Source organism: Caldibacillus sp. 210928-DFI.2.18, assembly GCF_020554505.1.
In the GTDB taxonomy this organism is placed as follows: domain Bacteria; phylum Bacillota; class Bacilli; order Bacillales; family Caldibacillaceae; genus Caldifermentibacillus; species Caldifermentibacillus hisashii.
Window position 1 is genome coordinate 33,605 of record NZ_JAJCHL010000006.1, and the last position, 15,743, is coordinate 49,347.

Below are 15,743 nucleotides of genomic sequence, written 5' to 3' on the forward strand. Positions count from 1 at the left end.
TCGACTTGATGAACACCCTTGATATGAAGCTAAAAAATCCATTCGTTTACAAAGCTAAGAACCCATTCTTTTACTAAGCTAAAAATAACATCTCCCACAAGAAATTTTAAAGCTATTATGGTCATTACAACAATCGATCCCACTAACAAACTTATTTCTTGCTTCCTTGTTTTGACCATTCTTGTGCCCTCCCTTACTCTTCAAACGATAAATTGACGGGTTCATCCAATAACTCGCTGGTGAAATCGATATTGGTTGTAGGTGTATGATTGTCAACTTCTTCAAATGCGATTTCATCCACCCATACATGCCCTTTCCCTGAAAGAAGCACGCCAAAAGCAATTACAGCACTATTTTCCGGAACGTCCAGGACAATGGCGTAATGGTTCCATTCGTTGTCTCCCTTTATCGGACGATTACTCATATTATCAAATTGCAGGACGTCATGAAGATGATCATCTACCCGCATCCATAACCCGCAGAACCCTTCCACTCCTTTTGTTTTGATAAAACCGGAAAGCTTTAATCTTTTTCCCAAATATTTATCTGCTTTGAATTCCTGCATCATCGTTGCAAACTCTCCTATTTCTTCTACTGTGACAGATTTTAAATATCCCGATGCATTCCCTTTATGGAATACTTCCCTGTCAATGCCCATTTCATAATGAGATGGATGAGAGCCGCTTAATATCCATCCTTTTAATAATTGATCATTTTTCAACTTTATTTCCTCCTTTTGAAATAGCAATTTACTCATGATTTTCCGATATTGACCCGGGGGCAGACGGTAATACTGTTTAAAGGAACGGGTAAAAGCCTCTTGTGATTCAAAACAATAGAGTAGAGCAATGTCTATAATCTTTTTATCCGTGTAAAGCAACAAGTTAGCCGCATTGGCAATCCGCCGATAGCGAATATACTCAGAAATGGAAACTCCTACTTCACGTTGAAAGATCCGGTGATAGTGATACTTTGAAAAACCGGCCTGTTTGGCAACCCCGTCCAACGATAAATCTGTCTGCAAATGATTCTCGATATATTGAATCGTTTTTTGAATAATGGGACTGTAGCTCATCTCCGGACCTCCTTGACTATAAGATAACAAAAAGAACAAAAGACTTTTTGATATAAATTGCTTTCTTTCTTAAAAATGCAAAAAAACCCGGGATAATCGGGTTTTTGTCGCACTATATTCTTTCCGGTTCGGGGATAAAGAAGATTGGACGGGTCATGATGTCAAGCGACTTCTGAGTGAAAGGAGAACCGGGATGTTCAACTAACCTCTTACTATGAATTTTTTGAGAAGGACATGGTCAAGTATTTTTTCAATCGCCTCGGTCAACCCCTAGCTATGACAAACATCAGGAGTTTTTCACCTGCTCCATTTCTTCTTCCGTCAGTGTTTCCCTCCAAATGTTGGCCCCTAAACCTTGAAGCTTTTCGACAACATGACTGTATCCGCGATCAATATGTTCGACACCGGTTATTTCCGTCAACCCCCGTGCCATTAAACCGGCTATTAAAAGTGATGCACCGGCACGTAAATCAGTCGCTTTTACTTTCGCTCCGTTTAATTGGACGGGACCAGTAATAATGGCTGATCTGCCCTCCACTTTAATATTTGCATTCATTCTTCTTAATTCGTCAATATGTTTGAATCGGGCAGAATAGATCGTATCTGTCACCACACTAGTTCCTTCCGCATTAGTTAGTAATGCTGTCATCGGCTGCTGAAGATCGGTAGGAAATCCGGGATATACCAATGTCTTTATATCAGCGGCAACGAGCTTTTTCGCCTTTGAGATATAGACTTGATCATCTGATGTTTCAACAGACACACCCATTTCTCTTAATTTTGCAATGAGCGACTCCAGATGGTAGGGAATAACATTGTCGACAAGAACTCCTCTACCCATTGCCGAGGCTAAAATCATATATGTACCCGCCTCAATACGATCGGGAATGATCGTATGGCGGCATCCGTGTAAATGGTCTACTCCTTCAATCCGGATAATATCGGTACCGGCACCTTTAATTTTTGCCCCCATATTGGTTAACAATGTAGCAACATCAATAATTTCCGGTTCTTTTGCAGCATTTTCAATTACTGTCTTTCCTTTTGCCCGAACTGCTGCCAACATAATATTGATCGTCGCCCCGACACTGACTACATCAAGATAAATGCGTGCTCCTTTCAATTCATCGGCACGTAAATAGATGGCGCCCTGTTCATTCGTTACTTTTGCACCAAGCGCTTCGAAGCCTTTAATATGTTGATCAATTGGACGGGGACCTAAATGACAGCCGCCCGGCAAACCAATGACAGCTTTTTTGAAACGTCCGAGCATGGCACCCATTAAATAATAGGAAGCGCGCAGTTTTTTCACCTTGCCATTCGGGAGCGGCATTGATGTCATCATTGATGGATCGATTGTTATATCTTGATCTTCTAAGTGTACAACACCACCGATTTCTTCTAACAATTTTTTCAAGATTTCAACATCTGAAATTTCCGGTAATCCTTCGATGGTTACAGGAGATTCAGCGAGAATACTTGCCGGGATTAATGCAACGGCACTATTTTTTGCACCGCTTATTTTGACAGATCCTTTTAATGTTTTTCCACCAATGACTTTTATTTTATCCATGGTTATCTCCCTTCCTACTATAGGTATGACAGATTCATTTATAATCAAGTAATCGTTTTCTCCACTGCTTCTATTTTATCAATTAATTACATATTATCCAAATTAGGATTTATTAACACAGTTCTGTCTACGTTATAACATTTCTGCATGACTAGTTCAACTATATTATTTTTTTGATATTAAATATATATAAATAGAGTAGATAAGTATTAATTATACACGCAACTACTAGCAGCTTTCAAAATATTTGCCAGTACTATAAAAAAGGCTATCCTGATCGGGACGTTGTACTCCCGTTATACGGATAGCCTTAAAATTTATGATTCGATTGGTCAGTGCTAAAGCCAATTCAACAACTTAAGCTTTACCGACAGAGCCAAATTCTTTCATTTTACCTTTTACCGTGTCTTTAATGGTTTCTCTTGCCGGTCCAAGATATTTTCTTGGGTCGTAAAGATCAGCGTTTTTCGCTAGTACTTCACGAACTGTTTTTGCAGAAGCGATTTGGTTTTCTGTGTTCACATTGATTTTTGCAGTTCCAAGTGAGATAGCTTTTTGGATATCATGTGTTGGAATACCGGTTCCGCCATGAAGAACAAGTGGTTTTCCAGTTAATTTTGCAATTTCTTCCATTTCCTTGAAACCTAAGTTTGGTTCACCATGGTAAGGACCGTGTACAGAACCTAAAGCCGGTGCTAGAGCATCAATACCGGTACGATTAACCAGTTCAACACATTCGTTCGGATCCGCATAGATAATTCCTTCGCCAACAACATCATCTTCCTGACCGCCGACAGTTCCTAACTCAGCTTCAACAGATATCCCGTGCAAATGAGCCAATTCAACAACTTTTGAAGTGATTTGAATATTTTCTTCAAATGGGTGATGACTTGCATCGATCATTACCGATGTGAAACCTGCGTGAATTGCTCTTGCACATGATTCAAAGCTGGAACCATGGTCAAGATGGATGGCAACAGGAACCGTAATTTTATACTCTTCCATTAAAGCTTTTACCATTGCTGTTACTAGCTTGAATCCGCCCATATAACGTGCGGCACCTTCAGAAACACCCAGAATAACCGGGGATTTTTCTTCTTCAGCAGCCTGTAGAATTGCTTGTGTATATTCCAGATTATTGATATTGAATTGACCTACAGCATATTTGCCTGCTTTTGCTTTTTCCAACATTTCGGTCATTGATACTAACGGCATAATGCAATCTCCTCCTACATCAAATTACCAATTTCCATATCCATGAAAAAATATGTAAATGTTCAATAGAAAATGGCTCTTATTTCATACAATTATTATGATACCAAAATCACAAACATTTTACCATGTGATTAAAACTACAAAATAAAAAATTTAGTGAACACCATTTATATTTTATATCTTTTCTAATATTTTATCCGATAAAATTTCCTTAACTGTTTTAGCCAATTCTTCTATATCAAAAGGCTTTGCAATATGGGTAAGTGCCCCTAATTCCTTTGCCTTATGAATCATTTTCAGATCTCCGTATGCGGTCATAATAATTACATGAATGGATGGATCTATTTCTTTCATTCGTTTCAAAATTTCAATTCCATCCATTCCCGGAATTTTTATATCCAAAACAACTAGGTCAGGTAAATGCATACCCGCAAGTTTCAAAGCAATTTGGCCGTTTTCCGCTTGATAAGTTTGATAACCTTCCTTTTTAAATACCTCATTAAGTAATAAGCGAATGCCAAACTGATCATCCACGATTAAAATTTTTCCATTATCCATTTTCGCTTCTCCCCTATCCTTTAAAATTCCCTTCATCGAACCTGATTCCCCCTCATTTATATTCGACAAAAACTTAACTATTCCTTCTTCGTTATAGATTTATTCTTTTTTAAAGAAGGTGTTTTTGTTAAAATGGGGTGAAAGGAGTGAAGCGGTTTGTCGAAAATATTTACTACGCAATTGATTGGGCGTTTACAAAAAATTAGTGAACAAGAACTTGATATAGAGGATGCAGCCAGATTGTTGGCTCAGGCATTAGTTGGTGAAGGTTCGATTTATATTTTTGGTGAAAATGATTTGAGAAGTGTTTTTTTGGAGGCTAAATATGGACAAGAGCCTTTGCAAAGAGTGCAAGAATGGACCGGTGATACATTTGAACAGCTATCGACGGCGGATCGTGTGTTAATTTTTTCACGAAATATTGCTAATGAGCAAGTTGTGGTGCTGGCTAAAAAACTGCGTTCGCTTCAGGTGCCGTTTGTTGTTGTCGGTTCAATATCTGTGAAAGACGTAAATCCAGTAGAAAATTTAGCTGATGTATGTATCAATCTCCATATTGACACCGGCCTTGTTCCGGATGAGCGGGGTGGCAGAACGATGTATCCGCATGCGATAGCCGCATTATATGTTTATCATTCGTTAAAATTCCGAATTGATGAAATAATGGAAGATTATGCATTTGGTTCTTAACATAATAACCGGTTTATTGGACAGTTTTCGCTTGATGATTTCGCATTTTGTCCATAATAGCCCCTCTATTAAAAAACACCCAAAAAGGCTTAAAGAAAAATTTCACTAAATGTAGTGAATAAGCTTTTTGGGTGCGAACCTATGGTAGTTTCATTATTTTTTCGAACAATTCTCTTTCTAATTTAGAATTGGCGAAGGATGCCGAATGAACAAACTTATTTTCCTTCCCGATTATTTAAAGATGAACGGATAAACTCTCTGAACAATGGATGTGGTTTTGTCGGTCTCGATTTAAACTCCGGATGAAATTGCGATGCGACGAACCATGGATGATCTTTTAACTCAATAATTTCAACTAAACGGCCGTCCGGACTAACTCCTGAAAAAACAAAACCTTTTTCTTCCATTATTTGACGGTATTGGTTATTAAACTCATAGCGATGACGATGACGTTCATAAATGAGTTCATCTTCATAGGCATTAAATGCCTTCGTTCCTTCTACAATTTTACATGGGTAAAGGCCAAGGCGTAATGTTCCTCCCATATCTTCTACATCTTCTTGTTCCGGTAAAAGTGCTATAATCGGATGTTTTGTGTCCGGATTAATTTCAGAACTATGAGCACCGTTTAATCCAACGACATGACGAGCAAATTCAATGGAAGCTAATTGCATTCCTAAGCATATCCCAAGGAAAGGAACTTTGTTTTCACGAGCGTATTGAATTGCTGTAATCTTCCCTTCAATTCCGCGATCACCAAAACCGCCCGGTACCAAAATACCGTCTGCATCACCAAGTAATTCCGCCACGTTTTCTTCAGTCACATGTTCAGCATTAATCCAATGAATATCTATATCCGAGTCAAATACATAACCGGCATGCTTTAATGACTCTACAACCGATATATAGGCATCTTGTAATTCAACATATTTACCGACCAAGGCAATTTTGACCGTTTTGGACAAGTTTCGAACTTTATTTACCAATGCTTCCCATTCGGACATATTCGGTTCATGGCTGACGATTTTTAAATAATTGCAAACAATGGTATCCAAACCTTGGGACTGCATAGAAAGGGGAATTTCATATAAAGTATCCGCATCCCTTGATTCAATTACTGCTTGCGAATCGATGTCACAGAATAAAGCGATTTTATCTTTCATCTCTTGGGAAATTGGCATTTCTGTTCGTACAACGATGACATTTGGTTGAATCCCGAGACTGCGTAACTCTTTTACACTATGTTGTGTTGGTTTTGTTTTCATTTCACCGGCTGCTTTAATATATGGAACAAGCGTGCAGTGAATATACATAACATTAGATGAACCAAGATCGCTCTTTAACTGGCGAATGGCTTCCAAAAATGGTAATGATTCAATATCTCCGACGGTCCCGCCAATTTCTGTAATGACAACATCAGCATTTGTTTCTTTTCCGGCACGATAAACTTGGTCTTTGATTTCATTCGTAATATGCGGAATGACTTGAACAGTAGCCCCAAGATAATCCCCGCGACGTTCCTTTTTTATTACCCGTGAATAAATTTTTCCTGTCGTAACATTAGAATATTTATTTAAATCAATATCGATAAAACGTTCATAATGGCCTAAATCGAGGTCTGTTTCTGCACCATCATCGGTAACAAACACTTCACCATGTTGATACGGACTCATGGTTCCCGGGTCCACATTGATATATGGGTCAAATTTTTGAATGGTTACTTTTAAACCGCGATTTTTTAGTAAGCGGCCGAGTGATGCTGCAACAATCCCTTTTCCTAAAGATGAAACAACCCCGCCTGTGACAAATACATATTTTGTCATAATGAAATCTCTCCTTACTATTTTTTCTAATCATAGTTTACAAAACCAGTGGTTACTTTATAAAAAAAAGAAAAAACAAAAAAGCCCCACTTACTGATGTAAGGGAGCTATTTGCTTTTTTAAAATGAACAAATATATTTTTATTGAGCCCAAATAGAATAATACATAGGAAAAGTTAAAATGTCAAGAAGGTGCTCACAATTCTTCGTCTTCTTCATCAATGTATTCATCTTCATCTATATCTTCTTCATCGTCCAACTCTTCCTCAAATTCCTCATCGATGATTAGTTCCTCATCTTCTTCCTCAACAATATCTTCGTCATCTTCAAATACATCATCAATATCTTCAAGGTCATCTTCTTCTACAAATTCATCCTCATCTTCATCTTCATCCTCATCGATGAATTCATCTAAATCTTCTTCGTATTCAAAAAGATCCTCTTCCAATTCCTCAAAATCGTCTTCCACTTCATCAACTTTTGCCTTTTTCTTTTTCGAACGGACTGTCGGAACAAAATCATCTTCATATTGTTCTACCGGATACCATCCTTTATATCCCCAAATATTACCGCCGACATTTAAAAACCGACCGTCAATGTTCAAATCCGTATAAAATTGAGCAATATTTTCCTGGACTTCTTCCTTTGTTGCACCCAATAATTTAGCAACCTCATCTACTAAATCATTTAGGTGCATAGGTTGTTTTCTGTCATACAAAAGTTCATATGCGATTTCGATTAATGACATTTCCTGTAATTGTTCTTGGGTTAAATTTTCTAAACTCACTTGTGCACGTCCTTTCTCTCTTAAAAAAAACAGAAAAGATTTCTTTATGGAATGATTGCTATAAAAACTGGATACCCACTCTTCATGCATATTATTCATTATAAACAAAAGTTATCTGTTTATGCTAGTCTGTGTCATTCGTCAAATAATGATATTTTATGGCGTGGAATTAGTCTCCTTTTTTATATTCTTGCCAGGCAATATAGATAAAAAATATAGAGAGAATTAAAAATGGAATAGCACCCAGCTGCATATCATAGAAAAAAGATATTCCATATATAGAGAGAATAATTATAACGACGATTAGAAGATATTTCAAGTTCATTTCACTTCCCAATAACGACATCTTGGGGTAGAGATAATCTTATTTATAAAATCCCTATTTCCTTCTTTCCTACCAATTTTATTATACAACAATTTATTGTCAATTTTTAGATGTCCGGCGAAAATATTTTTATTCGTATGGTGAAACATTAAAGTTAGTTTTAAAGTTCACTTCTTTAATTATACCCGGCTAAACTGACTCTGAAAAGCGTTGGCTTCACACCTGAAAAACTGAAAAATGAAAGCAGGGGATTCCGACTTTGCATCATATGAGTCGGTACTCCCCTTTTAATATCTTATTTTAGTTATCATTTTTTGCCGTATCCGGTTTATACATTCCTTCGATACTGACCGCCGACTTCGTACAGGGCATTGGTAATTTGCCCGAGGCTGGCGACTTTTACCGTTTCCATCAATTCTTCAAAAATATTCCCCCCGGAAAGGGCCACCTGTTTTAGTTTCCGCAATGCATCTTCCACTTTATCTTGATTTCGTTCTTTAAATTTCATTAAGTTTTTAATTTGAGTTTCTTTTTCTTCTTTTGAGGCCCGGGCTACTTGGATATTATTTATTTCTTCTTCTTTTGGCGGATTCGGATTTAAATATGTGTTCACACCAATGATCGGCATTTCCCCCGAATGCTTTTTCGTCTCATAATAAAGTGATTCATCTTGAATTTTTCCGCGTTGATATTGACTCTCCATCGCCCCGAGGACACCACCGCGATCATTCAGCCGCTCAAATTCCTGTAATACTGCTTCTTCAACAAGATCTGTTAATTCCTCAATGATGAAGGAACCTTGCAACAGGTTTTCATTTTTGGCTAGCCCATATTCTTTTGTAATAATCATTTGAATGGCCATCGCCCGACGTACGGATTCTTCTGTCGGCGTTGTAATTGCTTCATCATAGGCGTTTGTATGGAGTGAATTGCAATTGTCATAAATCGCCATTAATGCCTGTAAAGTGGTGCGAATATCATTAAAATCAATCTCTTGGGCATGTAGGGAGCGACCGGATGTTTGGACATGATATTTCAATTTTTGACTCCGTTCATTGGCCCCATATTTTTCTTTCATGACAATCGCCCAAATTCTCCTTGCTACACGGCCGATAACACTATATTCCGGATCGAGCCCGTTTGAGAAAAAGAATGACAAGTTTGGAGCAAAGTCATCAATATGCATGCCACGGCTTAAATAATATTCTACATACGTAAAGCCGTTCGCCAAGGTGAAGGCCAACTGGGTGATCGGATTGGCACCGGCCTCGGCAATATGGTAACCGGAAATGGATACCGAGTAATAGTTTCTGATATGATGATTGATAAAATATTGTTGAATATCCCCCATCATACGTAAGGCAAATTCAGTCGAAAAAATACATGTATTTTGCCCTTGGTCTTCTTTTAAAATATCCGCTTGTACCGTACCCCGAACGGTTGACAATGTGTAGGCTTTAACTTTTTCATATTCTTCTTCGGTTAATGGTCGCCCTAATTCTTTTTCCTTAAGTTCAACTTGCTGTTCAATGGCGGTATTCATGAACATAGCAAGAATAATCGGCGCCGGTCCATTAATGGTCATCGAAACGGATGTTAACGGGTGGCATAAGTCAAATCCTTGATACAATTTTTTCATATCATCTAAGGTACAAACACTGACACCGCTCTCGCCAACCTTTCCATAAATGTCAGGTCGATAATCCGGATCCTCACCGTACAATGTAACGGAATCAAACGCCGTACTTAGTCGTTTGGCCGGGTCATCTTTTGACAAATAATGGAAGCGCCTATTGGTTCGCTCCGGTGTCCCTTCTCCGGCAAATTGACGTTTCGGGTCTTCTTCTTTCCGCTTAAACGGGAACACTCCAGCCGTAAAAGGAAATGCACCCGGAACATTTTCTTTATATACCCAACGTAGAATTTCCCCATAATCCTTGTATTTCGGTAAAGCGACTTTCGGTATCCATAAACCTGAAAGACTTTTTGTTCGTAATTCAGTCGTTATTTCTTTATCACGGACTATAGTCACCAGCCGGTCTTTTGCGTATGTTTCTTTTGTTTGATCCCAGTTTTCAATAATTTTTTTCGAAGTATCATTCAGCTTGTCGGCCATCTTGTTTTTCCAAGCTTCTAATGAATCAATGAGCGCCCCTTCTGTTTCATTTCCTTTAGTTAGCTCGATGGTACCTTCGATTTGGAAAAGTTTTCGGGCATATTCAACTTGTTCTTCAACCCTTTTATGATAATTTCTGACACTATCAGCAATCTCCCGTAAATAATACCGTCTACTGTTTGGGATGATAATATCATGTTTTTCAACAACCTCTTTTTTGGAGTAGGTTGTTGACCAGCCCAAGTGCAGCACCTCATTAAATTTCTCAATGATAGCTGCAAATAATGCGTTTGTTCCCGGATCGTTGAATTGACTGGCGATGGTTCCATAAACAGGCATTTTTTCGGGCGCTTCATGGAAAAGTTCATGACTGCGTTGATACTGTTTTTGTACTTGCCTTCTTGCATCCTCTGATCCTGTTTTTTCAAATTTGTTAATGGCGATAAGATCAGCATAGTCAATCATATCGATCTTTTCTAATTGGGACGGTGCTCCAAACTCACTTGTCATGACATAGAGGGCGACATCGCTAATTGCGCGAATTTCGGCATCACCTTGGCCGATCCCGCTTGTTTCAACAATGACAAAATCAAATCCGGATGCTTTTGTAATTGCTAAAGCATCTCGAATGGCGAGTGACAATTCACTTTTGGAGTCACGGGTAGCCAAAGAACGCATAAATACACGCGGTGAAAAAATGGCGTTCATTCGAATGCGGTCACCAAGAAGCGCACCGCCGGTTTTTTGTTTCGTAGGATCAACCGACAAAATGGCCAATTTTTTTTCGGGAAATTCACTTAAAAAACGAAGGACCAATTCATCTATTAGGGAACTCTTTCCGGCCCCGCCTGTACCGGTAATACCAAGAACCGGTACCGCTTTTTCCGCTTCCTTGACCTTTTCTAAAATCGTTTCAAGTCCTGGAGCCAATTCACCAACATTTGTTGCGATCCGTTTGTCTGATAAATATTCCGCCAATGTAATCATTTTGGCAATTGCATATTGGTTTTGGTTTTGTAAATTCACAACTTGGTTGGCTACTTCCTCATTGATTGTTGGAAAATCACATTGTTCGAGCATGAGGTTAATCATTCCCTGCAACCCGAGCACACGTCCATCTTCCGGTGAAAAAATGTGAGCGATTCCATATTCATGTAATTCTTTTATTTCTTTTGGCAGAATTACACCGCCACCACCGCCAAAAATCCGGATTTGTCCGGCACCCTTTTCATGAAGGAGATCATACATATATTTAAAAAATTCCATGTGTCCACCCTGATAAGAAGTAACCGCAATTCCTTGAACATCTTCTTGGATGGCGGCGTTAACAATTTCCTCAACAGAGCGGTTATGTCCCAGATGGATGACCTCGGCTCCACTCACTTGAAGAATCCGCCGCATAATATTAATGGTCGCATCATGACCATCAAACAGACTGGATGCTGTCACAAAGCGAATCGGATGTTTTGCTTGGTAAACCTTTGTCTCCATGCTTTCTCCCCCTATCCCCTTACATGAAAAAATGTTCTTAATTAAAACCCGTAACTCGTAGTAACGAATACTTTTTGAACTACGTGTCAAAAATTGTTTTCTGGTCAGATTTATACCCGCAACACGAAAAATGCTTTTTGCCTTGCGTTTAAGCTGGCTTAAATGGATGATCACCCTTTTTCCCGGAGAAAGTTTGCACCCCTTGGATAAACAGTTCAACCTGCATATTGGTATATTCATCTAGTGTGTATATTTTTTGTAATGCCCACCGGCGGAAGCTCCACATTTGCCCATGAACAAAAATATTATGAGCCAACAATTTTATTTCTTTATCCTTTAAAAGCAGGCCGTAGTTTTCACTAAACAATTGAATCAACTGTTCAAACATAGCCACCATTTGCATTTCCTTTTTCAAAACATATGGCAACGATTCTTTTGTCAATGATTTCGCCTCTTGATATAACACCAAAACCTCATCCTGCAATTCATCAATCACCAGGAAATATGAAGTAATTCCTTCCCGAATCGTTTCAATGGTGACTTTTTTCAAATCAAGTGCGTCCTGAATTTTCGACTGAACTTCATCATATATTTGATCACAAACTAAATATAAAATATCTTCCTTGGAACGAATGTATTCATAAAGGGTTCCAATACTGAAACCGGCTTTGCGGGCAATCTCCCTTGTCGTCGTACGATGAAATCCCTTCTCCTTAAAAAGAGAGATGGCCCCTTTAACCATTTGCTCCCGGCGAATATTAATCAATCGCTCATCTTTTACGGAAGCGTAGACTTTTTGTTTTTCTGCCAAAGGACCACCTGCTTTCCATTAAGACTTTCTTAATTAGAGCATCCGGGAAATGACTAAACGCTGAATTTCTTGGGTACCTTCATAAATTTGAGTTATTTTTGCATCACGCATAAATCTTTCCACCGGATATTCTTTTGTATATCCATAACCGCCGAAAACTTGAACAGCTTCGGTCGTTACCTTCATGGCTGTATCTCCGGCAAATAATTTAGCCATGGCAGACGCTTTTCCATACGGCAGTCCGGCCGATTCCAACCAAGCTGCTTGATATGTTAGTAATCTTGCCGCTTCAATATTTGTTGCCATATCTGCTAATTTAAACGATATCCCTTGATTGGCGATAATCGGTTTCCCAAATTGGACCCGTTCTTTTGCATAACTAACGGCAGCATCTAATGCGCCTTGGGCAATACCGACTGCTTGAGCCGCAATCCCGTTTCTTCCTCCATCTAATGTCATCATTGCAATTTTGAAGCCTTGACCTTCTTCACCTAAAACATTTTCTTGCGGGACAATGCAATCTTCAAAAATGATTTCCGTTGTCGGGGATGAACGAATGCCCATTTTCTTTTCCTTTTTCCCTACTTTAAATCCGGAAAAGTTGCTTTCTACAATAAATGCAGTCGTCCCTTTATGTTTTGACTCAGGGTCCGTGGTGGCAAAAACGACATAAATTTCAGCAACTCCGCCATTGGTAATAAATATTTTCGAACCGTTTAAAACGTAATGATCCCCTTCTTTTCTTGCCATTGTTTTCATCCCGCCTGCATCTGACCCCGAGCCGGATTCCGTCAGACAGTAAGCTCCGATTTTCTTCCCTTGCGCCATCGGTTTTAAATATTTTTGTTTCTGTTCTTCTGTTCCAAATTTAAAAATCGGCCAACCTGCAAGCGATGTATGTGCAGATAATGTAACGCCCGTCGAAGCACAAACCCGGGATAATTCCTCTACCGCAATGGCATAGGCTAAAAAGTCGCTGCCAATACCGCCGTATTCTTCCGGCCATGGAATTCCGGTTAAACCAAGCTCGGCCATTTGATCAAATATTTCCCGATCAAATCGTTCCTCTTCATCCCGTTCACTGGCGGTAGGTGCTACTTCATTGATGGCAAAATCACGGACCATTTTTCGAATCATTTCATGTTCTTCAGATAATGTAAATTGCATAGATATCCCCCTTTTTTTTAAAAACTGATACGATTATGAATGGAAAATTATAAATATTTTGTAATCACGACTTTTTGAATTTCATTTGTTCCTTCGTATATTTGGGTTATTTTTGCATCACGAAAATAGCGCTCCACATCATACTCTTTTATATACCCATAGCCGCCAAAAATTTGGATCGCTTCGGTCGTTACCTCCATTGCCGTATTGGAAGCAAACATTTTCGCCATGGAAGCTTCTTTTGAACAGTTTATTCCTGTCCCTTTCAAGTAGGTAGCTCGATAAACGAGTAATTTCGCCGCTTCAATCTGTGTCGCCATCTCAGCTAATTTAAAACTAATGCCTTGGTTTTCAATAATCGGAACCCCGAATTGCCTCCGCTCTTTTGCATAAGCGTTGGCTTGTAAAAATGCCCCTTCTGCAATACCTAAAGCTTGGGCGGCAATTCCAATTCGTCCCGCATCAAGGTTGGCCATGGCAATTTTATAGCCTTCTCCTTCTTTGCCGAGCCGTTGACTTTCATGGACACGAAGATGATCAAACATAATTTGGACTGTTTTGGAACCATGCAAGCCCATCTTTTGTTCATTTTTACCGATGATAAAACCCGGTGTATTTTTTTCGACAATAAATGCGCTAATTCCTTTAGAACCGAGGGCGGGATTTGTTTTTACGAAGACAATATATACATCCGCTTCCCCGCCGTTTGTTATAAATATCTTACTGCCGTTAATGACATAATGATCGCCATCTTTAACCGCCCTTGTTGAAAGACTGCCTACATCCGAGCCGGCATTCGGTTCAGTTAAGCAAAAGGCACCTAGGTACTTTCCGTTTGCCAATTTTGGGATATATTGCTGCTTTTGCTCTTCTGTCCCAAAGTTCAAAATCGGATAGGTACCGACCGAGGTATGCACGGATAAAATAACTGCAAGTGTCGGACTCACTTTGGCTATTTCATGAATTGCCATCATATAGGCGGTGAAATCCATTCCGGTACCGCCATATTCGATTGGAATCGGGATTCCCATTAAACCGAGTTCCCCCATTTTTTTTATGAGCTGTCGGGGAAACTGTCCCGCTTCCATGTTTGAAACAAAGGGCGCAATCTCTTTTTCAGCAAAATCTCGAACCATTTTCTGGAGCAACAATTGTTCTTCGGTAAATTGCAGATGCATATATGTTTGCCCCTTTCAGTGTTGTCTTTGAAAAATAGAAAATATTTGTTTCGTTTACTTATATACGTAAAACCCGCGGCCGGTTTTTCTGCCTAACCAACCGGCACTTACATATTTCCGTAATAATGGACATGGCCGGTACTTATCATCACCTAAACCTTCAAACAATGTCTCCATTATAAACAGACATGTATCCAGCCCGATCATATCCGCCAATGTTAGCGGACCCATCGGATGGTTCATACCGAGTTTCATGACACTGTCAATGGCTTCTTTTGAGGCAACACCCTCATATAATGTATAAATGGCTTCATTGATCATCGGAATTAAAATGCGGTTTGAGACAAAACCGGGAAAGTCATTTACCTCAACCGGTTCTTTATTCAAATTTCTTGCAATCGTATAAATTGTTTTATATGTTTCATCACTCGTTGCCAGCCCGCGGATAACTTCAACCAGTTTCATAACCGGCACCGGATTCATAAAATGCATACCGATTACCTTTTCCGGCCGACTTGTTACCGAAGCGATCTCTGTTATCGGCAAAGATGATGTATTTGTAGCTAAAATCGTATCTTTTGGAGTGATTTCATCCAGCTGTCGGAAAATACTCTTTTTCGTCTCCATATTTTCTATGACGGCTTCAATGACAACATCGCATGTTGAGCCGTCCTCAAGATTGGTTGATGAACTCATCCGGTTAATGGTAGATGTCTTTTCCTCTTCGGTCATTTTTCCTTTCGCTACCTGTTTTGTAAGTCGCCCGTATATACCAGCCATCCCTTTGTCCACTGCCTCTTGATTGATGTCATGTAATATGACTTCATAGCCTGCTTGTGCACAAACTTGGGCAATCCCTGAACCCATTTGGCCACTACCTACAACCATAATTTTTTGTACATCCATCTGTTCTACCTCCTGTTGAAAAATTTTTC

At 39.2% G+C, this 15,743-nt stretch carries 13 protein-coding genes; 1 reads left to right on the plus strand and 12 read right to left on the minus strand.

The genetic code is table 11. The features are described from left to right. Window positions 1–29: 29 nt before the first annotated feature. The 5 genes from LIZ98_RS02835 to LIZ98_RS02855 form a co-directional block, all read right to left on the minus strand. Window positions 30–179, minus strand: a complete 150-nt coding sequence (locus tag LIZ98_RS02835; protein WP_176458919.1) for a hypothetical protein — start codon at window positions 177–179, stop codon at window positions 30–32. Window positions 180–193: 14 nt separating this feature from the next. Beyond that, on the minus strand, window positions 194–1,075 hold the full coding sequence (locus tag LIZ98_RS02840) for a helix-turn-helix transcriptional regulator (protein ID WP_095141847.1): 882 nt from the start codon (window positions 1,073–1,075) through the stop codon (window positions 194–196). A gap of 286 nt (window positions 1,076–1,361) precedes the next feature. Continuing rightward, window positions 1,362–2,648, minus strand: a complete 1,287-nt coding sequence (locus tag LIZ98_RS02845; RefSeq protein WP_227138939.1) for a UDP-N-acetylglucosamine 1-carboxyvinyltransferase — start codon at window positions 2,646–2,648, stop codon at window positions 1,362–1,364. Window positions 2,649–3,005: 357 nt separating this feature from the next. Further along, the gene (locus LIZ98_RS02850) at window positions 3,006–3,863 is read right to left on the minus strand and encodes a class II fructose-bisphosphate aldolase (protein ID WP_034773236.1); all 858 of its coding nucleotides are present in this window, start codon (window positions 3,861–3,863) and stop codon (window positions 3,006–3,008) included. A gap of 174 nt (window positions 3,864–4,037) precedes the next feature. Beyond that, window positions 4,038–4,421 carry a response regulator gene (locus LIZ98_RS02855; RefSeq protein WP_108899161.1) on the minus strand — a complete coding sequence of 128 codons (384 nt, stop codon included), beginning with the start codon at window positions 4,419–4,421 and terminating at the stop codon, window positions 4,038–4,040. Window positions 4,422–4,577: 156 nt separating this feature from the next. Here LIZ98_RS02855 and LIZ98_RS02860 point away from each other — a divergent pair, with 156 nt between their 5' ends. Next, on the plus strand, window positions 4,578–5,111 hold the full coding sequence (locus LIZ98_RS02860) for a DUF2529 family protein (RefSeq protein WP_034773253.1): 534 nt from the start codon (window positions 4,578–4,580) through the stop codon (window positions 5,109–5,111). Between the two features lie 215 nt (window positions 5,112–5,326). On the opposite strand, the gene LIZ98_RS02865 is transcribed toward LIZ98_RS02860, so the two are convergent. The 7 genes from LIZ98_RS02865 to LIZ98_RS02895 all read right to left on the minus strand — a co-directional run bounded on the left by LIZ98_RS02865 (window position 5,327) and on the right by LIZ98_RS02895 (window position 15,714). After that, window positions 5,327–6,934 (minus strand): CTP synthase, encoded by a 1,608-nt coding sequence (locus LIZ98_RS02865; RefSeq protein WP_227138938.1) that lies wholly within the window; start codon window positions 6,932–6,934, stop codon window positions 5,327–5,329. 195 nt (window positions 6,935–7,129) lie between these two features. After that, window positions 7,130–7,720, minus strand: a complete 591-nt coding sequence (gene rpoE / locus LIZ98_RS02870; protein ID WP_227138937.1) for a DNA-directed RNA polymerase subunit delta — start codon at window positions 7,718–7,720, stop codon at window positions 7,130–7,132. Window positions 7,721–8,373: 653 nt separating this feature from the next. Continuing rightward, complete coding sequence (icmF, locus tag LIZ98_RS02875) at window positions 8,374–11,652, minus strand: fused isobutyryl-CoA mutase/GTPase IcmF (RefSeq protein WP_227138936.1); 3,279 nt, start codon at window positions 11,650–11,652, stop codon at window positions 8,374–8,376. A gap of 148 nt (window positions 11,653–11,800) precedes the next feature. Beyond that, on the minus strand, window positions 11,801–12,463 hold the full coding sequence (locus tag LIZ98_RS02880) for a TetR/AcrR family transcriptional regulator (protein WP_227138935.1): 663 nt from the start codon (window positions 12,461–12,463) through the stop codon (window positions 11,801–11,803). A gap of 33 nt (window positions 12,464–12,496) precedes the next feature. Then, window positions 12,497–13,630, minus strand: coding sequence for an acyl-CoA dehydrogenase (locus tag LIZ98_RS02885; protein WP_041844998.1), 1,134 nt, complete (start codon window positions 13,628–13,630; stop codon window positions 12,497–12,499). A 47-nt stretch (window positions 13,631–13,677) separates the two neighbouring features. Continuing rightward, complete coding sequence (locus tag LIZ98_RS02890; protein WP_227138934.1) at window positions 13,678–14,808, minus strand: acyl-CoA dehydrogenase; 1,131 nt, start codon at window positions 14,806–14,808, stop codon at window positions 13,678–13,680. 54 nt (window positions 14,809–14,862) lie between these two features. Then, a complete protein-coding gene (locus LIZ98_RS02895; protein WP_227138933.1) occupies window positions 14,863–15,714 on the minus strand; it encodes a 3-hydroxybutyryl-CoA dehydrogenase in 852 nt (283 codons plus the stop codon). Between the last annotated feature and the right edge of the window lie 29 nt (window positions 15,715–15,743).